The following is a 26065-nucleotide window of genomic DNA, read 5'->3' as shown; positions in this document are numbered from 1 at the left end:
AAAGCAGATACCGATGCGGGAACTTATCAATTAATTATTGCCAATGCGGAAACACATGAACCAATTGATATTTTACCAAATCGTAGAAAAGAAACCATTAAGGATTACTTGATGAAATACGGTGCAGATGTAGAAATTGTGGTTATGGACATGAATCCAAGCTTTAAAGCAGCAGTTAGGAAGGCGTTAAATCGCCCGATTATTATTGCGGATCGCTTTCATTATTGTCGTTATATTTACTGGGCACTAGATGAAGTACGTCGAAATGTTCAAAAAGAATGGCATGCATATGATCGAAAGAAATGTAAGAAAATGCGTCACGTACTATATAAACGATTTGATAAGTTAACAGAAACGAATCGTTGGTACTTAAATCGTTACATAGGAATGTCGAAGGAACTAAAGCAAGCCTATGAATTAAAAGAAGCTTACTGCGAATGGTTTGATTGGGCAAAAACTTCAAATGATTTGATAGAAATAAAAAAAAGATTAGAAGCCTTTTACCGAAAGGTAGAAGAAGCAAATATTCCGGCATTTTTAAAGGCTATTCAAACGCTAAAAAATTGGCAAGTTGAAATTTTAAATAGTTTAAGTTTTGGATATTCAAATGGTTTTTTAGAAGGAATTAATAATAAATCAAAAGTTTTGAAGCGCAATGCTTATGGTTTTAGAAGCTATGAACACTTTAAAGCGAAAATTTTATTAAATAATTTATATAAGAAAATTGGGGTTCATTTAGGATAATCGGGGTGCCGTGTAATATCACTTCACCCCAACATTTGACATAGAACCATATTTAGATGGGTTATATACCCATTATTAGGGAATGAAGGCAGATGTAAAAACGGTATTTTACCGGAGAACATTTTATAAACCATATGAGCTCCATCTCCCTACTGATGGTATTTCGCTTTATAGAAAATGATTCTACATAATATTGCTAACTTCTATCGAATGAATATATGCTTAGTTTTTTGAGGAGGATTCATATCTAGATGAGGAAAAACAATAAGTTATTTGGTGCTTTATCAATTGTCGCTTCTGCAATTATTTTAACAGCATGCAGTGGACAACAAGAGAACCAAGTAGGCGAAGAACAAGAGAAGGCATTACCAGTTGAAGTAGCACCGGTAACGTACGGTGTCTTAACAGATAGCAATCAATTAACTGGAACAATAGAGGCAGAAAATGAAGTAAATGTAATGCCAAAAGCAGCTGGTGAGATAGTAAATATTTACGTTGAAAAAGGAGATATCGTTCAAAAAGGTGACGTTATCGCACAACTTGACGATACAAATGAACAGAATGCTGTTAAGCAGCAGCGAACTAGTTTAGAACAAGCTAAAACAAGTTTGCAAAGTGCACAAAATGCAAAATCCCGTGCCCAAACTAGTTATGAACAATCCGCTAATTCACTTAAGTCTGCTAAAACAGCTTTAGAGCAAGCAAAGCAAAATCAGGAAGATAATATTAAAAATTTAGATATTCAATTAGATAATGCCCAAAGTTCATGGGAAACGGCGCAAAAGAATTTAACACGCAGTAAAACTTTATATGACCAAGGTCTAATTCCCTTACAGGAATATGAAAGTGCAGTAAGTACGGAAAAAAGTGCGAAAAATGCCTTAGAGCAAGCAAAATTATCAAAAGAACAAGCTCAAAGGGAGTCGAACTTGAAAGCACAAGAAGAAGCCGTTGAACAAGCCGAATTAAATTTAGAAATTGCGGAAACATCTTTGAAAGATGCAGAAATAGGTGTTCAACAAGCACAAATTTCAGTGGATCAAGCACAATTGAATTTAGATACCACAATGGAAAACTTAGATGACAAAGTTATTAAAGCAACAATTTCAGGTGAAGTGACCGATGTCGTTGGAGAAGTTGGGGAAATGGCTTCAAATGGAAGTACATTTGCAACAATCGTTTCTACAGATTTAGTGAAACTAAATATCAGCATATCTTCCAATTTATTCAATTCATTTAATGTAGGCGATGAAGTTGATGTAAAAGTGGCAGGTTTAGAAGATGATTTCAAAGGTACAGTTGCCTATATTTCTTCAGTAAGTACAGGCTACGGTTTATTCTCGGTTGAAATTGAAATCGATAATTCAGACAAAAAAATACGACCAGGAATGGTTGCTTCAGTCATAGTTGAAGAGATTAAAGAAGATAATTCTTTGATTATCCCTACTACTGCTATTACGACAAAAGAAAGTAAATCTGTCGTATTCATCATTTCTGATGGAAGAGCAGTAATGAAAGAAGTAGAAGTTGGATTAAGTAATACGGAGTTCACAAGTGTAAGTGGTGATTTAAAAGAAAATGATCAAATCGTCGTAAGTGGTCAATACCTCCTTGAAGATGGCAATTTAGTTGAAATTATGGAGGAGGACTAGACGTTGAAACTTATTAAAACTTCAATTAAACGTCCTGTTGGCGTTATCATGTTTGTCGTGGTAGCAATTGTTCTTGGATTTATTTCGTTGGCGGGTTTAAAAGTAGATTTATTCCCCAAAATGGATTTGCCAATTGCAGTTGTAGCCACAAGTTATACAGGTGCATCTCCACAAGAAATTGAAGAATTAATTACCAAACCTATTGAATCCTCTGTTGGTACGATTGAAGGGTTGGATACACTTCAATCTACTTCCCAACAGGGAGCTTCACTAGTAATTATGATGTTTGATTTTGGTCGCGATATTGACGACGCATTAATTGATGTTCGTGAAAAGATCGATCAAATCGGAGGTATGTTACCAGAAGCTGCAAATGACCCAATGGTAATGCGTTTGGATCCAAATGCAATGCCGGTCGTATATGCTAGTTTAACAGGAGCTGAACTAAGTGAACTACAAGATATTGCAGAAAATGAAGTTCAACCAGCAATTGAGCGAGCGGGTGGCGTAGCCTCTGCTTCAATTGTGGGGGGCATTGAGCGGGAAATCCAGGTAAATCTTGATTCCGCAATGCTTACAAATTATGGCGTTACAGGTTCACAAATTATTTCAGCATTACAAGCTGAAAATAAGTCTATTTCTGCCGGTACAGTTGAACGTGGTGGCAAAGATGTACAGCTTCGTGTTGTCGGCGAGTATACATCGGTAGACGATATTCGAAATACAAATATACCACTTCCAGATGGGACAACTATTAAAGTTAGTGATGTAGCCGAAGTTGTGGATACTTTTAAAGAACAGTCTTCTATTTCGACAGTAAATGGTGAAGAAACACTAATGTTTTCTATTATGAAACAATCTGATGCCAATACCGTTGAAGTAGCAGAAGATGTTCAAAAAGTTATGGCAGACTTAAATGAAAAGTTTGAAGAACGCGGATTAAAATTAACTACAATCATGGATACATCAACTTACATTTCAGACTCCATGGATTCCGTCGTTCAAAATATGATTATTGGTGGCGGTTTAGCCGCAATTATCTTATTGTTCTTTTTAAGAAGCCTTAAAGCAACACTTGTAATTGGAATAACAATGCCAATAGCGGTTATTTCTACATTTACATTAATGTATTTCACAGGTGAAACGTTAAATACCATATCTATGGGTGGTTTAGCTCTCGGGATTGGGATGATGGTGGATAGTTCGATCGTTATCCTGGAAAATATCTTTAAAAAACGGCAAGAGGGTCTACCTGTATTAGATGCGGCAGCAGAAGGGGCTTCAGAACTAGTTTCAGCCGTTATCGCTTCTACGCTGACAACAGCGGTTGTATTCCTTCCAGTTGTCTTTGTTGAAGGAATTGCTTCACAAATATTTAGACCGCTTTCTTTAGCTGTTGTATTCTCGTTGACAGCATCATTAGTATGTGCGATTACACTTATCCCAATGTTATCATCTAAGATGTTGGGAAATGTAAAGATTGCCATGGATAATGAAGAACCAAAAGACTTATTTAACAAAATGCTTAACAAGTTTAAAAACTTCTATGGCAAAGTATTGAAAAAAGCATTGCATCGTCGTAAAACAGTTATTTCGATTGTTATTGCTGCTTTTATTGGAAGTTTTGCACTACTCCCAGTTGTAGGTATGGAAATGATGCCTGTATCAGATAGTGGTCAAGTAACGATAACAGCTACTTTACAAAATGGTTCTCAATTAGAGGAAACAAAAGCAGTAGTAGATGAAATTAATGAACGACTAGCAAATTATGAAGATATTATGGATGTTAATGCCGTGAGTATTGGTGGAAGTACAGATGGTGTAAGTGCCGGCAGTGCTAACACAGCATCCTATATGATACAACTTGTTAAATCTAGCGAACGTGAAATAACAACAAAAGAATTTGTCGCTGAAGTGTCTGAATTAGTTAGTGATATTCCTGGTGCTGAAATTACAGTAATAGATAGCAACCAAGGTATGAGTACTGGATCACCAATTCAAATTCAAATCAAAGGTGACAATCTTGATGTATTAAAAGATTTATCACAACAAGTAGTTTGGATAATGGAAGATATTGAAGGTACTTTAAATGTTGAAAGTTCGTTTTCAGATGGTAACCCTGAAATTCAAGTTATTGTTAACCGCGAACTAGCAGCAGAGTATGGTCTCTCTTATCAACAAATCATGTCAGAGATAAGTTTAGCTTTCTATGGCCAAGTTGCTACACAATATAAAGAAGATGGAACAGAATACGATGTAAATGTTTCATTCTCTGATGAAAGTACAACGACTGTTCGAGATCTTGAAACAATGATGATCCGGAATGCTGAAGGTATTAATATTCCATTGACAGCTGTTGCTGAATTAGTACAAGTACAAGGACCATCACAAATTAATCGTCAGGATCAAATTAGAGGGGTCAATGTTACGAGTGATATTATTGGTAAGGACTTAGGAACTGTTACACAGGAAATTAACGCACAATTAGCTCAAATCTCATTACCAGATGGCTATGAAATTTCTACAGGTGGTCAATCCGAACAAATGATGGAATCGTTCGGCCAACTTGGGTTGGCACTAGTACTGGGTATATTCCTTGTATATATGGTAATGGCGGTTCAGTTTGAATCATTTGTTACTCCTTTTGTAATTATGTTCTCGATGCCAACAATGCTTATTGGGGTTATCCTAGGTCTATTTATCATGAACGTTTCACTAAGTTTACCTGGATTTATTGGACTGATAATGCTTGCAGGGATTGTAGTAAACAACGGTATCCTCCTTGTTGAATATATCAATATTTTACGTGAAAAAGGAATGGAACGAATGGAAGCAATCGTTGAAGCTGGTAAGAGCCGTCTACGTCCAATCTTAATGACGACGGCAACAACAGTGTTGGCGATGATACCACTTGCGCTTGCGATTGGTGAAGGTGCAGAAAGTCAACAACCTATGGCAGTTGTTGTTGTATTTGGTTTAACTGTTTCTACAATGTTTACTCTAGTATTCGTACCTGTTATGTATGTGACGATTGAAAATATTAATAACAAATTTAAAGGTTTATTCAAACGAAACAAAAAAGATAATCAAGATAATTCTGATCGACCAACAAAATTAGGTAAGCCTAATAGAAAATGGCCGTTTAAGCGTAACAAAGAGAAAGTAGAACCAACACCAGAAGTAGAGACACCATAATAAATATCAAAAAGGTAACCCAAAATAAAAATATGGGTTACCTTTTTTATTATTTTTTCATAATAAAACTTAAATGTCTCCCGCTTTTTTTATCTTCACGGTAAGAAAAGCCCTGTGGACTTATAAAAGTACATGTAGAATCAATCGTAATATTTTTAGGTGGAATTCCAGCTAATTCACATTGTCTTTTCACAGTTTGTTGGTTATTGATATGATATTTATTTGTTTCTTCTTTGTAATACATGAAGTCTTCAGCATAACCAAGATTTTTAAACTTAACATACACATCCTCATCTACTTCAAACTTTTCCTGACTTAAAGCAGTTCCAAGATGAACATAGAAATCACTAGGATCACATTTTTCAGCCTGCTTTAAATGTTCAAATACTTTATAAGTGATTTCCTTTACTGTACCTTGCCAACCTGAATGGATTACACCAATAAGACCTTTTGACTCGTGATAAAAAATTACAGGGACACAATCTGCTGTGAATGTACATAGTAAAACATTCGGTTCGTACGTATAAAGTGCATCAGTATTAGGGATAGCTGTTTCTGTGTTTTTTGCTCCGCGCCCTTTGTCGGACAATTCTACACGATAAACATTTGCACTATGTGTTTGATTCGCACAAACAAAATCATCTAGTTCACAATTTAAAATATCGGCTAATTTTTTGCGGTTTTCTATTATTAAATTAGGATTTTCACATATATGCAGTGCCATATTACTTTGTTCAGGTTCACTTGAATCTTTTAACGTAATGCCCGAAAGCCATTTCTCATTGTTTAAATAAAAATTTATTTTCATCTCATCACCTTCTTTACTATTTATTTTAAATTTCTCAAAAAAACTATCAATAATAGTTTAACTTTTTTCTCCTAATTTTGTTGCATAACAAGCGGGAAAATTTCTGTAAATATACCATTTTGGAAAACTAATTGGATAACTGTTTCCTCCAGTAATATTTACCTATTACATTCATATTTCAAAATTAACGGAAAAATAGGATGGGGAAATCGCAAATCAAAAGGGTTCTTATATCTAGTTATCCCCTCTGTAACAGTCCTGTAATAATACAGCCAAATTTTTAGCGGTGAATTTCTCTATTAAACTATTTATGATAATAGCATAATAAATAGGAAGGAATGATTAGATGTTAAAAAACTTGAAAAAAGGAGTAATAACTTCTATTTTAGGTGCATCTTTATTAATACCAGCTACCGCTTTGGCAGCAAGTTCATATACAGTAGTTTCAGGGGATTCACTTTGGAAAATCGCAGTAAAAACACAAACGGGAGTTCAAGAATTAATTGACTCAAATCCACAATTAGCAAATCCAAATTTAATCTATCCAGGTCAAAAAATTAATATTCCCGAACAACAAGGACAAGCAGTCGAACAAGAAGTTATTCGACTTGTTAATGTTGAAAGAGCAAATGCAGGCCTACCAGCATTAAAATATGATTGGGAGCTTGCAAGAGTTGCAGAACATAAATCTCAAGATATGCATGATAAAAAATACTTTAGTCACACAAGCCCTACATATGGCTCACCATTTACAATGATGAAAAACTACGGTATAACTTATAAATCAGCTGGTGAAAACATTGCACAGGGACAAAGAACAGCACAAGAAGTAGTGAATGCATGGATGAACAGTGCAGGACATAGAGCAAATATTTTAAACTCAAACTATACTCATATTGGTGTAGGATATGTAGCTGATGGCAACTACTGGACACAAATGTTTATTCAGAAGTAATACGGCTGCTTAATAGCTAAAATAATAACTTTTTAAACTTCTATTTCCCAGGTAAAGCTGTACAGAAATCTACTTCTGTACAGTTTTTTGTTTAAAATAATAAATTCGGGTATGCACACCAGATAATAAGCTTTTTAATTTTCTGAGAAGAAAAAGGTGCCTGAAGTTTCAGCCACCTTAGTTAAAAAGTCAATTTTCCTCTATATCTTTACGATTTTTCTTTAGCATGTTGGATAGAATTTCATAAATAATAGGTACAATCACTAATGTTAATATGGTTGAACTAAGTAGGCCGCCAATTACAGTAATGGCGAGATCCATGGAAATAAGACCTCCTCCACCGCCTATTCCAAGTGCCATGGGCAACATTGCTCCAATTGTTGCGATTGCAGTCATTAAAATTGGGCGGAGCCGTGTAGTACCTGCTTCGAGAATCGCTTCTCGAATTGATAAACCATCGTGTTCCATATGAATAATTCGGTCTACAAGTACAATTGCGTTTGTGACAACGATGCCTATTAACATTAAAAGTCCCATCATAACCGAGACCGAAATCGTTAGGTCTGTCAAATATAGTCCTGCAAAAGAACCAATTACCGTAAACGGTAAGGAAAATAGAATAGCAAATGGCGCTAAACCTTCCCCGAATGTTACGACTAGTATAAAGTATACAATGCCAATTGCTGCGACCATCGCAACTCCCAGTTGAGTAAATGTTTCGGCGATATCTGCTGCAACACCTGCCACGCCTGTCGTAACACCCTCAGGTAAATCTAAATCATTAATTTTTTCATCTGCCTCAGCAGAAGCTACCGAGACATCATCACCAATGATCGTTCCTGAAACAGTTGCGTAATATTCTCCTTTTGAACGAGTTAATGTATTTAATGTTGTTCCTTTCTCGACAGCAACTAATTCCGATAAAGGCATTGTTATTCCGATAGCTGTATCAATTTCAGTTGCGAGCAGCTCCTGTAATGATTTCGGCTCTGTTTTTTCTTCACGCTGAATGATCACTTCAATATTATGGCCGTCGTTTTTAACAGTTGTTAAAACTTCCCTTGAGTCTGAATTGGATAATGCCATGACAATTTGAGCAGTTGTTAAGCCATATTGTAATATATGTTCTTGTTCTATTATAAAGGTATTTTCTACATATGGATCTTCTGCATCACTTGATATATCCTCTAGGTTTTCTACTTGTACCAATGCATCTTCTACTTGGTCTACAGCTGTTAACAAATCATCTAAGTTGTCGCTATAAAGTGTATAACTAATTTCATTTGAAGCTATCGACGCAGTGCTAAAGTTTTGGGATGTCCATTCACCTGATTGACCAAGGTTAAACACATAGTCCTCAACTTCCTCTCTTGCTTCAGGGAAATTTTCCATATCTTCATCAAAAATAAGATACATTAGTGCTCCACCTGCAGCGCCGCCCATCATCATTGAAGCTGGATTAGTGTTATCTGGGTTTGTTATAGATAGCTGTACAATATTAATATCGTCTCGCTTCATTAATTCTCGCTCAACCTCTTCCACATTGGCTAAGGTTTCCTCCTCAAGTTCACCTGCTTCTGGAGTATAGGTTAGATACATTACCTTCTCTTCTGATGAACCCATGAAGCTAAAGCCGATTAAAGGTGTAAGAGCAAGGGAACCAGCTAATAGAATAAAGGCTATTAATGATGTTACTACTTTGTGGTTCAATGCTGTGGCTAAAATCCTTTTATACCAAAGCGCCAGTTTGCCAACTTCTTTATGTTTATTTTCAGTTTTTTCACTGTACAATTTTTTTCGGAATAAGAAGTGAGAAAGTGCTGGTACAACAGTAATAGCAACAAGTAATGATGCACCTAAAGAAAATGTGATGGTTAAAGCGAAGGGCATAAACAATTCCCCAACCATTCCGCCTACAAAAATAAGAGGTGCAAATACCGCAACAGTTACTAAAGTTGAAGATAAAATTGGTTTAAACATTTCAATTGTAGCTTCTCGAATTAATGCACGGCCACGTAGTTTCTCTTCTTTTAAATGCATACGGCGGTAAATGTTTTCTACCACAACGATTGAGTCATCGATTACTCGCCCAATAGCTACTGTAACAGCACCTAGAGTCATAATATTTAACGTAATGCCCATCCAGTTTAACAAAAGTAAGGCGATAAATATTGAAACTGGAATTGAGATAATTGAAATAACCGTCGATTTAAAATCACGTAAAAATAAAAGTATGATTAAAACCGCAATAAATCCACCAAAAATAGCTTTCTCGAGCATAGAAAATACAGATTGCTCAATTGGTTTACCTTGATCTAAAGTTATATCAATATGAAGTCCATCGGTAGAAGCTTCTTCTTCCTCGATTAAATCTTTAACTGCGTTTACAACCTTTACAGTATTTGCTTGTTGCCCTTTCACGATTTGGATAGCTATCGCATCTTCGCCATTTGTACGCGAAACCGATTCAACTTTCCCAACTGTTTCAATTGTTGCAATATCACTAAGTCGAACAAAGGGTGTAGGATTTTCAGCAGTAGGTGTAATAGGTATTAATAAATTTCTTAACTCTTCAACGGTTTTTAATTTGCCGTCAATAGAAATGGCTTCTTCACCTTCTTCAAACTCGAATAAACCTAATGACAAGGCTATATCATTGGCTTGAATTATTTGTTTTACAGAGTCTTCTGTTAAACCAAGTGCTGCCATTCTTTCTTCATTAAAAACGAAATCCACTTCTTTAATATGTTGACCTGTAATGGTAGCAGATGCCACACCATCTATTTCTTCTATCTTTCGCAATAAATTATTTTCAACCGTTGAGGTTAATTCGACAATATCCTTTTTACTGCTGCTTACTGACAATGCAATAACAGGCATCATGTTCATACTAATAGCCATAATCGTTGGTTCTTGCGCATCTTCTGGCAAGGTCACATTATCAAGTGCTGCTTCTAGTTGTCGTTTCTTTTCATCCATATCAACCCCATAGTCATATTCAATTTGAATCTGAGACATGTTAGAGGATGAAGTTGAATAAATTGCAGCAATATCTTCAAGACCTTCAACAGCATTTTCTAAAGGAATTGATACTTCTTCCATTACTTGTTCAGGTGTAGCACCCGGATAGACGCCCATAACGATTAAATATGGAATTGAAATATCGGGGATTGATTCCATATTCATTCGGGTTCCTGAATAAATGCCTGAAATTGTAACGATGATGGTTAGCAACCAAACGGCTAGTTTATTTTTTAATACAAAATTGACTAAGCTTTTCACCTTTTCTCCTGCCTTCTATGCCGTTATATTTAGTAAATTAACTGTTTACTTGTTTTTAATATGTGTAATATTAAGCAATTCAAAAGAAGGGAATTTATGTGAAGAGATTTTTATGTATTAATTAAGTGATTTTAAAAAGATAAAAGGAACCGCCCGAAAAGTCATTTTGGGACGGTTCCTTTATGCGCGAGGTCGTGGCATACTAGCTTGACCACTATAGGAATTCTTTTAAAAACATATAATAACGAATTAGAAAGCTGTTCAAAAATTTTGCTTTCTAGGCATATTCTTATTGGTTATTTAAAGTACTATGTTTTTTGCCATAGATAAAATAAACTACAAGTCCGACAATAAACCAAATACCGCACGCGATCCAAGTTTGCATTGATAGTTGGCTAATTAAAAATAAACATGCGATAAATGAAAGAATCGGCAATACTGGGAAGAAGGGTACTTTAAAACCGCCTGAAGGGATGTTTTTATTTTTTCTTAAGTAAACAACTCCCAATGAAACGATTGTAAAGGCAATTAATGTTCCCATATTTACTAATTCTGCAAGTCTATCTAAAGGAATGAATCCTGCACAGAAAGAAACTGCAAATGCAAAAATCCATGTATTAATAGTCGGAGTTTGATATTTCGGGCTGAGCTTAGTCATTAATTTTGGTAGTAAGCCATCGCGGCCAAGTGCAAAGAGTAATCTTGACCCCCCATAAATCATAACAAGAATAACTGTCATCATTCCTGTTACAGCACCTAATGATATAATTCCTGCAATCCAATCCTGTTGGACAAGCTGTAATACATAGCTGACAGGGTTATTTACATTTAACTGTGTATATGGTGCAGCCCCAGTCATAACAAGAGAAACAGAAATATAAAGGAAAGAACAAACTAATAGTGAACCAATAATACCTATAGGTAAATTGCGTTGTGGGTTTTTTACTTCTTCTGCTGCTGATGAAACTGCATCAAAGCCAAGGTAGGCAAAGAACACAAGAGCAGCCCCATTTATAATGCCTTCCATACCAAATGGCATAAATGGCTGCCAGTTTTCAGGCTTTACATAAAATGCGCCTACAATGATAAATAACAAAATGACGCCGACTTTTACAAAAACCATAATTTTATTAATCTTTGCTGACTCTTGTATTCCAAATGATAATAAAAAGGAAATAATCATGATAATGAAGATAGCAGGTAAATTAATATATGTTCCTTCTGCTGGATTAAAAGGACCAGACAGCGCGGCTGGGATTGTAATATTAAAACCTTCCAATAATGATACTAAATAAGAAGACCAACCTGTAGCAACTGAAGCGGCTGCGAGACCATATTCTAAAACTAAAGCCCAACCGACAAACCAGGCTATAATTTCACCAAATACAATATAGCCGTATGTATAGGCGCTGCCTGTTACAGGAACTGATGAAGAAAATTCTGAATAACACATCCCTGCAAGAGCGCAAACAAGGGCGGCAATTAAAAATGAAAATATAATAGCAGGGCCAGAATGACTTGCTGCTACAGTGCCAGGAAGTATAAATATTCCTGTCCCAACAATTGCACCTACACCAAGTAAAATTAAATCAAATGCTCCTAGCGTTTTATTAAGTTGTACGCCGCTATTATTTAATAAATCATCTACACGTTTTTTTCTAAAAAGATTCGACAAATTCAACACCTATTCTAATTTAATTATGAAAAAATACTACTATGAAGAGTGTGTGTAGGTCAATTGATTATTAGACTTTTTGACGAAAATTAGCGAAAAAATAGTTATTTTCTAACAATAGCGAATTGTTAAAATATTATAATTTTGATAATTGCCAACATGATTCTTTGAGGTTGAAAAAAGAGTATAGGCAAAGTCATTTTGACTTTATCTATACCCTGAAATAGAAGATCTAAAATTTTTAGAGAGTGGTTTAAACTATTTCATGCTTCTAGGAAAAAGAGTCTTGTGTATTTTTTATTTATTATTATCGTCCTTGATAAATATGAATCAAATCATTATTTTGACCTCTTGCAAATACATCTGTACGATTAGGTCCCCAAGAGACTGCAGCAGGAGCACTTGTTAAATTTCCACCAATTGACTCCCAGCTATCCCATCTTGAACCATTCCAAGTTCGTTTAAATAAGCGATTTCCCGCACCTCTTACAAAGACATCTAAATGGTTTGGACGGCGCGAAGAAACAGTAGGAGCACTCGTTAAAGTTCCGCCAAGGCTTTCCCAATCGCTCCATTGATTGCCGCTCCACCATTTATGAATTAAATCATTGTTTTGACCTCTAGCAAAAACATCGATGCGATTAGGCCCCCAAGAGACTGCAGCAGGTGCGGAGTTTAAATTGCCGCCAAGGTCTTCCCAATCTTCCCAACGTGAACCATTCCATGTCTTTTTATAAAGTCGATTGTTTGTTCCTCTTACAAATACATCGAGCTGATTTGAACGACGTGAAGAAGCAGCAGGACCACTTGTTAAAGTACCGCCAAGGTTTTCCCAATCGCTCCAGCGGCTGCCGTCCCACCATTTATGATAAAGTGCATTATCAGTACCTCTAACAAATACATCAATTCGATTAGGTCCCCAAGATACTGCACCAGGTGGGGATGTTAATACACCGCCAAGGTTTTCCCAGCTGCTCCAACGGCTGCCGTCCCACCAGATGTGGTAAAGTGCATTGTCTGTACCTCTAGCAAAGACATCTAAACGATTAGGCTGCCAGGAGCTGACTGCAGGAGCGCCTACAATTGTCCCACCAAGGCTTTCCCAACTTGACCAGCCTTGACCAGGGCCAGGGCTTGGCTGTCTGCCTCTAATTATATTAATAGCGATTTCAATTACACTAGTTAACACACGGTCAACTACATTAAGAGGAAGGTTCATTGATCGTATTAAAGTGTTAAACCACGGTGTTTCTCTTTGGAATTGACTATAGATTTGACTTGCAGGCATATTTATATTTGCTTGATTTCTTGTAAAGTTAACAATATAGAAAAAGAATGTTTCGATTAATTGACGGTTCATTCCTGCTTGTTCTAATTGTGTATAAAGGTTGCTATTTTGTGAGCGAATTGTCTGCATAATTTCTTGTACACTTGGTCTTCTAGTTTGTTGGGGGGTTGCTGTACAAACTGCGGATATTGTTGTGGGTAATAACTCGCTGGAACATATTGCACATAATAATAGGGATATCCATTATTCATATACATTTTGTTTAAAAATCCTCCGTTTTTGTCTAGTGTATGCATCTCCTTTGAAAGTGGGAATAACGATTAAAAGATTTAATAATGAAACCAGCAAAGGATGGAGGATTAGTTAACGTTGCTCGTTTATAAATTAAACTACTGTTCTTCTTTTTTATTAAAAAACAAAGAGCGCTTCGGCCTCTCTAAAGGGGTAATGTTAATAATAAAGTAGCTGACAATTAAAATTAAAATCACTAATGAATAGATTAATGTATCAGTCGGGTGTTCATGATCGACAATTATAAGCCGTATCATTGCAGTAATACCGATATATAAAAAATAGCGTAGTGGAAAATGATAATCTTCTTTAAAATATTTAACAATCATCGTAATAAACTCGAAATATAAAAAGAAGATAAGGATATTCGCGAGGAAAAGTTTAAAGTCCCTTTTTCCAGCAGAAACAATTATCTTAATGAAATCAATAATTTCAATAATGAGAAGAAACGACATAATTAAAGCCAAAACAATAAGACAAAAGTTTAAAAACCATTGTAATACTTTTGGAATTATTTTTAATGAAATCTTCCATTCTACTTTTTCCATATCGATTCTTCCTCCATTCATAATATTTTTTAAGTAAGAAAACTAGTTTTAAAGTATTTTAGTGTATGAAGGATTTTATAAAATAATGATACACTTCCACTAATTAGAAGGAAAAATGCTAAAAGTTAGAAGATTTTGTTGCTGGACGATTTTTTTGTGGTATTAAGAGGGGGCAATTTGAAAACAAGAATGCTTTAATATTGTTAATATTAATCGGAGCATGGCAACAATGGTTGAACTTTTGGTTTGAAGAAAAGGAGTTATATATGAAAGATTTTATGACGGATACAAATTTAAAGTATTATTATTTATCTACATTTTTTATAATTGTCGCAATAGCATTAGGATTATTTGTATTAAACCCTCGAGTTTGTAATTTGGAAATTGGATTTTTGCTTCACCTTCTATTTGCTATCCTACAATCCGTATGTCTATTGCTATATCCAAAATTCAGGACGAGTAGCATTAGATTGATCTTCGTTATTGTATCTGCCCTTTTCTTCTATTTACTTTTCTTTTTGTATCCAGAAACAGGGTCTACAATTATTTTATTATGCTTCATACCGGCAATTTCTATTTTATTTTTTGATGCAAAGCTTTTCTATTTCTCAATAATATTAAATAGTTTTTTAGCAACTATTACATTCTCAATTGTTAAGCTTAGTGATAATGGAGATTTATATTCATATATTGGACATGATTTAATAGGAAACATAATAAACTTTTTAGGAAGCCAACTAGTTTTATTTTTAATTTTCTATGCTACCTCGGAGAGAATAAAAAGACTTCAATTATATTACGAAAGTATGAAACATTCAGAACGGTTAAAAACTACTGGATTATTAGCGGCAGCTGTAGCACACGAAATTCGTAATCCTTTAACCGTTGTAAAAGGGTATTTACAATTATACGAACAAAATAATGCTATTGATGATAAAGGTAAGAAAAACTTTTCGATAATGATCAAAGAATTAGACTCAGCAGAACAAGTTATTTCACAGTTATTATCTTTATCAAAACCATCCAAGGAGAATACAACAGAAAAATTAGATGTTAAGCTTGTTATACATAGTGTGACGGATTTGCTCCAATCATATGGGCTATCACACAGAAATTATATTGAAGTTTTTGCGGAAGAAGATTGTTATATTGAAATAAATAAAATTGAATTCAATCAGTTATTAGTAAACATCATTAAAAATGCAATTGAAGCCTCTGCTTGTGGAGATTCAATAACTGTCACGGCCGGTAAAAAGGAAGGTTTTGTCGAAATAACCATAACTGATAAGGGACAAGGAATGTCTGCGGAGGAACTGGAATTGCTCGGTACACCTTTCTATTCTTTAAAAAGCAAGGGAACTGGACTTGGTATTATGATTTGTAATAATATAGTTTCTAATTATAATGGAGAAATGACCTTTAACAGCTCAAAAGGGAAAGGAACGACTGTTACAATTTACTTCCCTTTAGCAAAATAAATTCTATAGAAGCAGCAATGAAATTTATGGGGTGTTATATATGGCTAGCGCGATTGTTGAAAAATTAAAATTACAAAAATATAATAATGTAGCACTTTTAAATGTACCAACAAACTCTAATTATTTTAGCGAATTAAAAGATTATGAAACAGAATTAGGTACAAATACATTTGATTTAATTTTTGCATTTGTCTTAGATATGGATTCATTAAAAAAAATAGTGAAATTAATTATAGAAAAAAACTATCTTGATAATAAAGGGTATTTATATTTGGCTTATCCGAAAAAAGATAATAAAGTTTATTCAACTTATATTCATCGCGACGATTTATTGTCTGGATTAGGTGCAGATGAGGAAGGCTATGTCCTAAATAGTAATATTAAATTTTCACGCATGGTTGCATTGGATGATATATTTACAGTTGTCGGCTTAAAAGAGGATTCTAAAGCGAAAAAAGGTACGTCTACAAAGGCAAGCCAATGTGTGGATGATTATATTGACTTAATACCGCAAATTGAAAAAGACTTAGAAGATGCCCCGGAATTATTAGCATTTTACCAATCATTGACCCCTGGATATAAAAAAGATTGGGCCCGTTATGTTTACAGTGCAAAGCAAGAAGCTACAAAAGCAAAACGCCGCGATGAAATGAAACAGATTTTAGGTGAAGGCTATAAAAGCCGAGATTTATATAGACTAAAAAAATAATATTTGGTATAGGACCTCCTTGAAAGTAAAACTTCCCAGGTTGTCGGAAATTAAACTAAAAAATTTAAAATATTAAATTGAAAATATAGAGTCGTAAAAAGAACAAATTGATCCGGATAAATGTAGAGAGTAAAAAATAAAGCTCTCTACTTTTTATATTTTAAAATAACTTCTAGTATAAACTGCATATAAATCATAAGAAAGAAAAAATTAAACAGTTATTATTTTATTATTTAAATTTGAAATAAATTGGAAATTGTAATAAAATCATCAATTTTGTATTAAGATTATTATAAATTTATATAAAACTCTAAATTTACTAAAAAATCACACTAGACTAAATAAAAAGAATGTTTTACAATCATAAAGTCAAATCATTATAGATTTCAGAATGACTGTATAATTCAGAATATTTAGATTACCTATTGATGTAATGTGATCTATTTATTATAATTATCAGAAATATCTATATCTTACGAATCATCAATGTGGGGGGAAAAAAGTATGACAGAAAAGAAAAGTTTAAAGAGATTTGCATCTATTTTTCTAGCATCATCTTTAATTGTCGGTGCATTAGCTGCCTGCAGTTCCAGTGAAGAAGGGACTTCTACAAACAGTGGAAGCTCAACTGGTGGTGGTGAAAACAGTGAAGTAATTAAAATCGGTGGAAACCTAGAACTTTCTGGTGCGGTTGCTTCTTACGGCTCATCAATTAAACAAGGAGCAGAGCTTGCAATTGAAGAAATTAATGCAGCGGGTGGTATTGATGGAAAACAAGTTGAGTTTGTTCCAGTTGATAATAAATCCGAAAACTCAGAAGCTACAAATGCAGCTATTAAACTAGCAACACAAGATAAAGTAACAGCAATGATTGCTCCAGCAACTTCTGGTAACGTAATTGCAACAGCTCAAATCGCAAACCAATACAAAATTCCAACTGTTACAGCTTCGGGTACGGCACCTAACGTAACAGAAAACGCAGATGGAACAATCAATGATTTTGTATTCCGTACATGCTTCATTGACCCATTCCAAGGGATTGTAGCAGCAAACTTTGCAACAAATGAACTTGGGGCAAAAAATGTTGCAATTTACGCGGACAACTCTTCAGACTATGCAAAAGGCTTAGCTGCATCATTTAAACAGCAAATTGAAGAAAATGGTGGCACTGTAGTAGCAGAAGAAGCATATGTTGCTAAAGATACAGATTTCAAATCAACATTAACTCGTCTAAAATCAGCAAATCCAGAGTTTATCTTTATTCCTGGATACTATGAAGAAGTAGGGTTAATTGTTAAACAAGCACGTGAATTAGGAATTGAAGCACCACTTATGGGGGCTGATGGTTGGGACTCTCCAACTCTAGTAGAACTTGCAGGTGCTGAAGCTCTTAACAATACATTTATTACAAACCACTATTCAGCTCAAGATCCAGATGAAACAATTCAAGGTTTTGTAACAGCATTTGAATCAAAATATAGCGAGTCGCCAAACGCATTCCATGCTCTTGGATATGACACTGTTTACTTTATTAAAGATGCTATCGAACGTGCTGGATCAACAGATGGCGAAGCAATTCAAAAAGCTTTAGCTGAAACAAAAGATTTAAGTTTAATTACAGGTACATTCTCAGTTGACGAAAAACACAACCCAGTTAAATCAGCAACAGTTCTAGAATATGTAGACGGCAATCAACAGTTCAACTCTAAAGTTAATCCGTAAATACGAGAACCTCGTATTTAAATAGAACAAGGGGGGCGTGCCGAGCCTCCCTTTTTTACAGTCTTAATGTTTCAATTTTCACACAATAGATAATTGGTTATGTGTACATAGATTCAAAGATTAAGAGATATTAAATAAAAAAGGAGTGTGAATGTATGGAATGGTTACAACAGCTGGTAAATGGTATATCACTTGGTAGTATTTACGCCTTAATTGCATTGGGATATACAATGGTATACGGAATCATCAAGTTAATTAACTTTGCCCACGGCGACGTATTTATGCTTGGTGCCTTTATTGGCTTCTATGCAATTGCAAGATGGGATTTAGGCTTTTTCCCAGCGTTAATTATTTCGATGTTACTTTGTGCGATTATAGGGGTTATTATTGAACGTGTTGCCTATAAACGTTTACGAAATGCAACTCGTATTGCGGCTTTAATTACTGCAATTGGAGTTTCGCTATTAATCGAATATACAGTAATCTTCTTCCGTGGAGCTTCACCAGAAGCATATCCAGAAGTATTGCCAAATACATCAATTTCAATTTTGGGTGCAAGTATTAGCTCACAATCGATTATGATTCTAGCGGTAACAATTGTTTTAATGATTCTACTACAATTTATCGTTCATAAAACGAAAATTGGGAAAGCAATGCGTGCGGTATCACATGATGCGGATGCAGCGCGTTTAATGGGAATTAACGTCGATAATACAATTTCAGCAACTTTTGCAATTGGTTCGGCATTAGCTGGTGCTGCAGGTGTTATTTTCGGTGTATACTACACGAGAATTGAGCCTTTAATGGGAGTGCTGCCAGGGTTAAAAGCCTTCGTTGCAGCGGTTCTTGGTGGAATCGGAAGCATCCCTGGAGCAATGGTTGGTGGTTTAGTACTAGGTGTAGTGGAAACAATCGTAAGTGCATTAGGCTATTCGTTATGGCGTGATGCGGCAGCATTCGTTATTCTAATTTTAATTCTAATTTTGAAACCATCGGGTATATTCGGTAAAAACGCCCGTGAGAAAGTGTAGGTGACTGGTATATGAAAAAGTCTAAAGCCTTTTGGGGATTCCTTGTTTTAGCACTAGTAATCTATGCAGTCGTACAGGGCATGATCTCAGGCGGAATACTAGATCTTTATTATCAAAATATATTAATCCAAATGTGTATTAACATTATGCTTGCTGTAAGTTTACACATTGTTATTGGGGTCACAGGACAATTTTCTATTGGTCATGCAGGATTTATGGCTGTAGGGGCTTACATTAGTGCAATAGCAACAATGAAGCTGGGATTGTCATTGCCAGTAGCAATTATTATGGGTGCTGTAATATCTGCGTTAGCAGGGCTACTAGTAGGTATCCCATCATTGCGACTTAAAGGAGATTACTTAGCGATTGCAACATTAGGATTTGCTGAGATTATCCGAATTATTTTCTTAAACGTTGATTATGTTGGTGGAGCTGCTGGTATGGTCGTTACTAATATGACGACTTGGACATATGCTTTTGTTGGTGTAGTAATTACAATTTTGGTGATTGCTAACTTTACCAACTCTCGTCACGGTCGAGGATGTATTTCAATTCGTGAAGATGAGATTGCATCAGATGCAATGGGAATCAATACAACATATTACAAAGTTGTAGCCTTTACGATTGGTTCATTCTTTGCAGGAGTTGCAGGAGCTATTTATGCACATAACTTCTTCATTATTCAACCGACAACATTCAACTTCTTAAAGTCATTTGATATTTTAATTTACGTTGTATTAGGTGGGTTAGGAAGTCTTTCAGGTGCTACAATTGCAGCGATCTTCTTAACAATAGTTTCTGCATATTTAGCAAACTTCCCAGAAACACGTATGATTATTTATTCTTTAGTATTAATTATTGTTATGTTGTATCGTCCAACAGGATTAATGGGAACAAAAGAAATTACTTCTTTATTCAAGTTTGGTAAAAAAGGAGGTTCTAAAGTATGAGTAACCTTCTTTTAACAGCAGAGAAAGTCGGCATTCAATTTGGAGGCTTAAAAGCGGTACAAAATGTAAATATGTATTTAAATAAAGGTGAATTAATTGGGTTAATCGGGCCAAATGGTGCTGGGAAGACGACAACCTTCAACATGTTAACAGGAGTATATCAACCAACTGAAGGTACGATTACTTTTGATGGGAAAAAGCTAAATGGACTTAAACCATTCCAAGTAACGAAACTGGGTATTAGCCGTACGTTCCAAAACATTCGTTTATTTAAAGATTTATCAGTACTTGATAACGTAAAAGTTGCAAACCATAATCTGGCGAAACATTCGCTGCTTGCTTCCATTTTACGTTTACCAAGCCACTTTGCAGGGGAAGCGAAGATGGAAAAGGAGTCTATTGAGTTTTTAAAAATCTTTGGTTTGGATGTTTATAAAGACGAGTTGGCTAAAAATTTACCTTATGGGATGCAGCGTCGTTTAGAAATTGCTCGTGCACTTGCGGCTAATCCAAAACTTCTTTTACTTGATGAACCCGCTGCAGGGATGAACCCTCAAGAAACGCATGATCTAATGGAATTGATAGCATTTATTCGAAAAGAATTTGATTTAACGATTCTATTAATCGAGCATGACATGCACCTCGTTATGGGGATTTGTGAGCGAATTTATGTACTTGATCATGGTCAACTAATTGCGGACGGAACACCTGAAGAAATTAGAAATAATCCAAAAGTAATTGAGGCTTACCTTGGTGAGGAGGTTATTGATTAATGCTAAAAGTAAACAACATTGATGTATTTTATGGAAATATTCACGCATTGAAAGATATCTCCTTAGAAGTAAATGAAGGTGAGATTGTTACACTTATAGGGGCGAATGGTGCAGGGAAATCGACGCTTTTAAAAACATTATCAGGTCTTTTAAAACCAAAGAACGGCAATATTTTATACTTAACACAACAAATTGCTGGTAAACCTGCGCAGACTATTGTGAAAAGTGGTATTTCACATGTACCAGAAGGCCGCCGTGTATTTTCAAATATGTCGGTAGAAGAAAATCTGGAATTAGGCGCATATTTACGCAATGATCGTGATGGTATAAAAAAGGATATAGACTATGTGTATGAATTGTTCCCAATTTTAGATGAACGACGCAAACAGCTATCAGGGACCTTATCCGGTGGGGAACAGCAAATGTTAGCTATGGGACGCGCACTAATGGCAAAGCCGAAACTGTTATTAATGGATGAGCCATCAATGGGATTGGCGCCACTTGTCGTAAAAAAGATTTTTGAAATTATTAAAACAGTAAACAGCCAAGGGACAACTGTTTTACTTGTAGAACAAAATGCGAACATGGCACTTTCAATTGCAGACCGTGCTTATGTTTTAGAAACAGGTAAAATTGTGTTGTCAGGTACGGCGAAAGAACTTCAAGAAAGTGAACAAGTTAAAGCGGCTTATCTTGGAGGGTTGTAAAATCAATTACGGCTTGGTGAAGTTGTGCCTGTCGCTGACGCTTTCTGTACAGAATGAAAAAAAGTGGGAAGAGCTTTAACGCCTCCCACTTTTTTTATTTTTGTTTGTAATTTAGTTGTTTAAATAGTTCTGTTTTTTCTTTTTCAGTTAAGTCACGCCATTGTCCAACCTTAAGATTTCCCAGGTGGATATTCATTATGCGGATTCGCTGCAAACGTTTGACTGAATAGCCAAGGGCGGAACACATGCGGCGAATTTGCCGATTTAAGCCTTGTTCTAAAATAATTTTAAATACATGTGACGAAATTTTTTCTACATAACATGGATTCGTTTTAGTATCTAAAATTTCAACTCCAGATGCCATTTGCTTTAAAAATTTATCAGTAATGGGCTTGTCTACTTGTACGACATATTCTTTTTCATGCTGATTTTCTGCACGTAATATCTCATTAACAATATCCCCATCATTGGTTAGAAGCAGCAAGCCCTCAGAATCCTTGTCAAGACGACCGATATGGAAAATTCGTTTTGAATGCCCGACAAAATCAACAACATTTCCCTTTATATGTTTTTCAGTTGTACTTGTGATTCCAACTGGCTTGTTTAAGGCAATATAGACAAGGTCCTCTTCTTTTTTTACAGGCTTGCCGTCAACGCAAACAGTATCTCCTTCGTTTACTTGACTTCCAACTGTAGCAAGTTCGCCGTTTATGGTGATCCTTCCTTCTTCAACCCATTTATCTGCTCCACGGCGAGAGACAATTCCAGTTTCACTTAAAAATTTATTGATACGCATAAATTCTCCTAATAAGTTTAGAATATCACCAGTATACAATAGAAAAAAACTTTTGACCTTACTAGTGTTGTCGTAAGTAGAAATCGTCATTCATTAATTTTGAATGGCGTTGATAAAATCGTCCAATGTCATTTTAGCTTGAACTGGTACACGTGGGACATAAAATCGTGGGCTATCAATTGTTGCCTTTCCTCCCTTATTTAGAAAAGCAAGGGACACGCCGCTTTGTAAAAGGATTGCCTCATATTTACTAATATACTTTCCATATGGATAAGAAAAATAGCTTGGCTCTAAAGACGAATCAACAGTTTTAATTACATTTTTTGAATTGACAAAGTCCTCTAAAAATTCTTCTGGAGATGCATCTTGCAATATAGAACGTCCTGTTTTGCTATTAAACTCATGAAATGCATATGTATGATATTCAAGATCAAAGACATCTAATATGTTTCGTAGTTCATTAAAACCTGCAAACTGGAAGGAATTCATATTAAAAGTTTGTATTTCTTCTTTAACTCGGTTCCCAATAACAAAAGTAGTAGCGTGCATGTTATTTTCCTTTAAAATTGGATATACAAGCTTCTCCACAGATAAATTTGCATCATCAAAGGTAAGTGCAACTGCTTTGCCAGGAAGAGTATGTTTCTTTTGCATCCACAAATCTAAATCCTTTAAAGAAATAGTAAAGTAATTATTTTCTTTTAAATATTTTACTTGTTCTTTAAATAAATCAATGTCGTAAACGGATGTACTATCTTTGAAAATAGAATTCTCCTGATCAACTACTAAGTGATGATAAATTAAAATAGGAATTCCGTTGTCCACTTGGACGTCCCATTTATGAACATACCCTTTCTGCCCTCCTATATTGATTTCGTAAAAATTACCATTTAATCCGTTTGTACTAATACGCATATCTTTTACAAGCTGTGCTATTTCTTTAGAATGTCTAGTCGGTTCGGAATAGATGCTGGCATTTTTAATGGAAATAACTTCAACTTGGCTTGTAGCGGTGTTTTTTATAAGATCTCCATCAACAATGGTTGTGTATTGCTTTGGAATGATTATGTTGCCATTTCCTATTTGAATTCCCCAGTACTTATCATCAATTGATGTTGCGTAATATTGGTTTCCTTTTAAAAGTTTTATGTAATTAATTTGTTCTTCGCTAAGTAATTTTATTTGACCTGTTACATCATGTGTAATTTCTATCTTTGAATCTACCATTTCATTTGCAGAAGATGGACTATGAGTAAAAGCAAAGAAGAACAGCAACACATAGGTTATGAATATTTTAAAGCGCAATGGATAGACCTCCCTGAAATTTGCTACAAATATTATTTTACAATTTCTTCTAAGAAAAGTAACCATATTATTAATAGAATGAAAAATAGTAAGGACTTTTCGAATAATCTATCATTTCAAATAATAAGATAATATAAATACCTTTTATAAATTTGGTTTCGCGAAAAAAGGTATTAATTTATAAATTTAAAGGGGAGAATTTTCAATGGTTTATGCATTTCCAAACACAGAAGGAGCAATTGTAAACTTCAAAGAACGCTATGACAACTACATTGGGGGCAAGTGGACACCACCTGTAAAAGGACAATATTTTGAAAATGTAACGCCTGTTACAGGTAAAGTGTTTACACAAGTTGCACGTTCAACAGAGGAAGATATTGAACTTGCTCTTGATGCAGCACATGCAGCAAAAGATGCTTGGGGAAAAACATCTGTTAATGAGAGAGCAAATATTTTAAACAAAATTGCTGATCGTATTGAAGAAAACCTAGAGGTATTAGCTGTTGCAGAGACTTGGGAAAATGGAAAAGCAGTTCGCGAAACATTGAATGCCGATCTACCATTGGCGATAGATCATTTCCGCTACTTTGCAGGTGCAATTCGTGCACAAGAAGGCGGCATCAGCCAAATCGATGAAGATACAGTGGCATATCATTTCCATGAACCAATTGGTGTTGTTGGTCAAATTATCCCTTGGAATTTCCCGATTTTAATGGCTGTTTGGAAGCTAGCACCAGCGCTAGCAGCAGGAAACTGTGTTGTACTAAAGCCAGCTGAACAAACACCAGCTTCTATTTTAGTGCTAATGGAGTTAATTGAAGATTTATTGCCGCCAGGTGTTGTGAACATTGTCAACGGATTTGGTTTAGAGGCGGGTAAGCCACTTGCTTCAAATCCTCGGATCGGCAAAATTGCATTTACTGGTGAAACAACAACTGGCCGCTTAATCATGCAATATGCATCTCAAAATATTATTCCAGTAACATTAGAGTTAGGCGGTAAGTCACCAAACATTTTCTTTGAAGATATTATGGAAGAAGACGATGCATTTTTAGATAAAGCAGTAGAAGGATTCGTATTATTTGCCCTTAACCAAGGAGAAGTATGTACTTGTCCTTCTCGTGCATTAATCCAAGAATCTATTTACGATAAATTTATGGAAAGAGTTTTACAACGTGTAGAAGCGATTAAAACTGGAAACCCGTTAGATCCGAATACAATGATGGGTGCCCAAGCATCAAATGAGCAAATGGAGAAAATTCTATCTTATTTAGATATCGGTAAACAAGAAGGCGCAGAGGTGTTAACTGGCGGCGAGCGCAACGAGCTAGGTGGAGAATTTGCAGCCGGTTATTACATCAAGCCAACAGTATTTAAAGGTAATAATAAAATGCGAATCTTCCAAGAGGAGATTTTTGGTCCAGTTGTTGCAGTAACAACTTTTAAAACAAAGGAAGAAGCACTTGAAATCGCTAATGATACACTTTACGGCTTAGGTGCGGGCGTTTGGACACGCGATATGAATACAGCTTATCGTTTTGGCCGTGCGATTCAAGCTGGTCGTGTATGGACGAATTGTTACCATGCATACCCTGCACATGCAGCGTTCGGTGGATACAAAATGTCCGGTGTAGGCCGTGAAAACCATAAAATGATGCTTGAGCATTACCAACAAACTAAAAATTTACTAGTTAGCTATAGTCCAAATAAGCTTGGCTTCTTCTAATTTTATGCAATTACGCCAAGGCGAAATTGATTGGGTAAGGGGGCGCTGCTTGTGGTAAAGCGAGTGGTTGCGACAGATGACGCACTTGCACTTATTGATAAGCTAAAGGAAAAACATGGTCCGATTATTTTCCATCAATCTGGTGGCTGTTGTGATGGATCATCACCAATGTGCTATCCAGAAGGCGATTTAATCATTGGAAATGCAGACGTCCTGTTAGGTGAAATTGGAGGCGCAAAGTTTTATATGCATAAAAGTCAATTCGACTATTGGAAACATACTCAGCTCATTATTGATGTAGTAGATGGTCGCGGTGGTATGTTTTCGTTGGAAGGTGTAGAAGGAAAACGTTTTTTAACAAGATCGCGAGCGTTTACTTCAGAAGAGTTGGCTCAATTAAAATAGAAGAATTAGTGAACTCCCCTTGCTA

The 26065-nt window shown here is 35.4% G+C and carries 20 protein-coding genes; 13 read left to right on the top strand and 7 right to left on the bottom strand.

Annotated elements, in window-relative coordinates; all coding sequences use genetic code 11:
* From EKG35_RS00685 to EKG35_RS00675, 3 genes are all read left to right on the top strand, one after another.
* On the top strand, positions 1 to 744 hold a 744-nt coding region (locus tag EKG35_RS00685; RefSeq protein WP_126292379.1), incomplete at its 5' end, for an ISL3 family transposase.
* 251 nt (positions 745 to 995) lie between these two features.
* On the top strand, positions 996 to 2396 hold the full coding sequence (locus tag EKG35_RS00680; protein WP_126292378.1) for an efflux RND transporter periplasmic adaptor subunit: 1401 nt from the start codon (positions 996 to 998) through the stop codon (positions 2394 to 2396).
* Between the two features lie 3 nt (positions 2397 to 2399).
* Positions 2400 to 5591: an efflux RND transporter permease subunit gene (locus tag EKG35_RS00675; protein ID WP_126292377.1), complete on the top strand. Its 3192-nt coding sequence runs from the start codon at positions 2400 to 2402 to the stop codon at positions 5589 to 5591.
* A 49-nt stretch (positions 5592 to 5640) separates the two neighbouring features.
* Here EKG35_RS00675 and pgeF read toward each other — a convergent pair whose 3' ends face one another.
* A complete protein-coding gene (gene pgeF / locus EKG35_RS00670) occupies positions 5641 to 6399 on the bottom strand; it encodes a peptidoglycan editing factor PgeF (protein ID WP_126292376.1) in 759 nt (252 codons plus the stop codon).
* Positions 6400 to 6745: 346 nt separating this feature from the next.
* Between pgeF and safA the strand changes: the two genes are divergently transcribed.
* Positions 6746 to 7354, top strand: a complete 609-nt coding sequence (gene safA / locus EKG35_RS00665; RefSeq protein ID WP_126292375.1) for a SafA/ExsA family spore coat assembly protein — start codon at positions 6746 to 6748, stop codon at positions 7352 to 7354.
* Positions 7355 to 7543: 189 nt separating this feature from the next.
* On the opposite strand, the gene EKG35_RS00660 is transcribed toward safA, so the two are convergent.
* The 4 genes from EKG35_RS00660 to psiE form a co-directional block, all read right to left on the bottom strand.
* Complete coding sequence (locus EKG35_RS00660) at positions 7544 to 10636, bottom strand: efflux RND transporter permease subunit (RefSeq protein WP_126292374.1); 3093 nt, start codon at positions 10634 to 10636, stop codon at positions 7544 to 7546.
* 289 nt (positions 10637 to 10925) lie between these two features.
* A complete protein-coding gene (bcaP, locus tag EKG35_RS00655) occupies positions 10926 to 12311 on the bottom strand; it encodes a branched-chain amino acid transporter BcaP (RefSeq protein ID WP_126292373.1) in 1386 nt (461 codons plus the stop codon).
* A gap of 307 nt (positions 12312 to 12618) precedes the next feature.
* On the bottom strand, positions 12619 to 13728 hold the full coding sequence (locus tag EKG35_RS00650; protein WP_246020119.1) for a PLL family lectin: 1110 nt from the start codon (positions 13726 to 13728) through the stop codon (positions 12619 to 12621).
* A 260-nt stretch (positions 13729 to 13988) separates the two neighbouring features.
* Positions 13989 to 14438, bottom strand: coding sequence for a phosphate-starvation-inducible protein PsiE (gene psiE, locus EKG35_RS00645; RefSeq protein ID WP_126292372.1), 450 nt, complete (start codon positions 14436 to 14438; stop codon positions 13989 to 13991).
* A gap of 200 nt (positions 14439 to 14638) precedes the next feature.
* Between psiE and EKG35_RS00640 the strand changes: the two genes are divergently transcribed.
* The 7 genes from EKG35_RS00640 to EKG35_RS00610 all read left to right on the top strand — a co-directional run bounded on the left by EKG35_RS00640 (position 14639) and on the right by EKG35_RS00610 (position 21808).
* Positions 14639 to 15916, top strand: a complete 1278-nt coding sequence (locus tag EKG35_RS00640; RefSeq protein WP_246020118.1) for an ATP-binding protein — start codon at positions 14639 to 14641, stop codon at positions 15914 to 15916.
* Between the two features lie 40 nt (positions 15917 to 15956).
* The gene (locus tag EKG35_RS00635) at positions 15957 to 16625 is read left to right on the top strand and encodes a YdeI/OmpD-associated family protein (RefSeq protein WP_126292371.1); all 669 of its coding nucleotides are present in this window, start codon (positions 15957 to 15959) and stop codon (positions 16623 to 16625) included.
* A gap of 504 nt (positions 16626 to 17129) precedes the next feature.
* The gene (locus EKG35_RS00630) at positions 17130 to 18347 is read left to right on the top strand and encodes an ABC transporter substrate-binding protein (RefSeq protein WP_126292370.1); all 1218 of its coding nucleotides are present in this window, start codon (positions 17130 to 17132) and stop codon (positions 18345 to 18347) included.
* 155 nt (positions 18348 to 18502) lie between these two features.
* Positions 18503 to 19378: a branched-chain amino acid ABC transporter permease gene (locus tag EKG35_RS00625; protein WP_126292369.1), complete on the top strand. Its 876-nt coding sequence runs from the start codon at positions 18503 to 18505 to the stop codon at positions 19376 to 19378.
* A gap of 11 nt (positions 19379 to 19389) precedes the next feature.
* A complete protein-coding gene (locus EKG35_RS00620) occupies positions 19390 to 20328 on the top strand; it encodes a branched-chain amino acid ABC transporter permease (protein WP_126292368.1) in 939 nt (312 codons plus the stop codon).
* Positions 20325 to 21101: an ABC transporter ATP-binding protein gene (locus EKG35_RS00615; RefSeq protein WP_126292367.1), complete on the top strand. Its 777-nt coding sequence runs from the start codon at positions 20325 to 20327 to the stop codon at positions 21099 to 21101. The genes EKG35_RS00620 and EKG35_RS00615 overlap by 4 nt, the downstream gene beginning before the upstream one ends.
* A complete protein-coding gene (locus EKG35_RS00610) occupies positions 21101 to 21808 on the top strand; it encodes an ABC transporter ATP-binding protein (RefSeq protein ID WP_126292366.1) in 708 nt (235 codons plus the stop codon). Before EKG35_RS00615 ends, EKG35_RS00610 begins: the two co-directional genes overlap by 1 nt.
* A 94-nt stretch (positions 21809 to 21902) precedes the next feature.
* On the opposite strand, the gene rluF is transcribed toward EKG35_RS00610, so the two are convergent.
* Together rluF and EKG35_RS00600 are read right to left on the bottom strand one after the other, a co-directional pair.
* Entirely contained in the window at positions 21903 to 22604 is a 702-nt protein-coding gene (gene rluF / locus EKG35_RS00605; protein ID WP_126292365.1) for a 23S rRNA pseudouridine(2604) synthase RluF, read from the bottom strand.
* A gap of 93 nt (positions 22605 to 22697) precedes the next feature.
* Complete coding sequence (locus EKG35_RS00600; RefSeq protein ID WP_185807597.1) at positions 22698 to 23909, bottom strand: polysaccharide deacetylase family protein; 1212 nt, start codon at positions 23907 to 23909, stop codon at positions 22698 to 22700.
* 205 nt (positions 23910 to 24114) lie between these two features.
* On the opposite strand from EKG35_RS00600, the gene adh reads away from it, so the two are divergent.
* Positions 24115 to 25635, top strand: coding sequence for an aldehyde dehydrogenase (gene adh / locus EKG35_RS00595; RefSeq protein WP_126292363.1), 1521 nt, complete (start codon positions 24115 to 24117; stop codon positions 25633 to 25635).
* A gap of 51 nt (positions 25636 to 25686) precedes the next feature.
* Positions 25687 to 26040 (top strand): DUF779 domain-containing protein, encoded by a 354-nt coding sequence (locus EKG35_RS00590; protein ID WP_126292362.1) that lies wholly within the window; start codon positions 25687 to 25689, stop codon positions 26038 to 26040.
* The last annotated feature ends 25 nt before the right edge of the window (positions 26041 to 26065 follow it).

This window comes from Lysinibacillus telephonicus, assembly GCF_003966145.1.
GTDB classification, from domain to species: domain Bacteria; phylum Bacillota; class Bacilli; order Bacillales_A; family Planococcaceae; genus Ureibacillus; species Ureibacillus telephonicus.
The sequence above is the reverse complement of the archived record's forward strand: the minus strand, read 5'-3'. Positions and strand labels throughout refer to the sequence as shown.

Bases quoted from the DNA above. Each gene is read 5' to 3' on its own strand.
- EKG35_RS00650 (WP_246020119.1), bottom strand. From the start codon at position 13,728: ATGCAGACAATTCGCTCACAAAATAGCAACCTTTATACACAATTAGAA.
- psiE (WP_126292372.1), bottom strand. From the start codon at position 14,438: ATGGAAAAAGTAGAATGGAAGATTTCATTAAAAATAATTCCAAAAGTA.
- EKG35_RS00620 (WP_126292368.1), top strand. From the start codon at position 19,390: ATGAAAAAGTCTAAAGCCTTTTGGGGATTCCTTGTTTTAGCACTAGTA.
- EKG35_RS00610 (WP_126292366.1), top strand. From the start codon at position 21,101: ATGCTAAAAGTAAACAACATTGATGTATTTTATGGAAATATTCACGCA.
- EKG35_RS00625 (WP_126292369.1), top strand. From the start codon at position 18,503: ATGGAATGGTTACAACAGCTGGTAAATGGTATATCACTTGGTAGTATT.
- pgeF (WP_126292376.1), bottom strand. From the start codon at position 6,399: ATGAAAATAAATTTTTATTTAAACAATGAGAAATGGCTTTCGGGCATT.
- EKG35_RS00635 (WP_126292371.1), top strand. From the start codon at position 15,957: ATGGCTAGCGCGATTGTTGAAAAATTAAAATTACAAAAATATAATAAT.
- adh (WP_126292363.1), top strand. From the start codon at position 24,115: ATGGTTTATGCATTTCCAAACACAGAAGGAGCAATTGTAAACTTCAAA.
- EKG35_RS00615 (WP_126292367.1), top strand. From the start codon at position 20,325: ATGAGTAACCTTCTTTTAACAGCAGAGAAAGTCGGCATTCAATTTGGA.
- safA (WP_126292375.1), top strand. From the start codon at position 6,746: ATGTTAAAAAACTTGAAAAAAGGAGTAATAACTTCTATTTTAGGTGCA.
- EKG35_RS00680 (WP_126292378.1), top strand. From the start codon at position 996: ATGAGGAAAAACAATAAGTTATTTGGTGCTTTATCAATTGTCGCTTCT.
- rluF (WP_126292365.1), bottom strand. From the start codon at position 22,604: ATGCGTATCAATAAATTTTTAAGTGAAACTGGAATTGTCTCTCGCCGT.
- EKG35_RS00630 (WP_126292370.1), top strand. From the start codon at position 17,130: ATGACAGAAAAGAAAAGTTTAAAGAGATTTGCATCTATTTTTCTAGCA.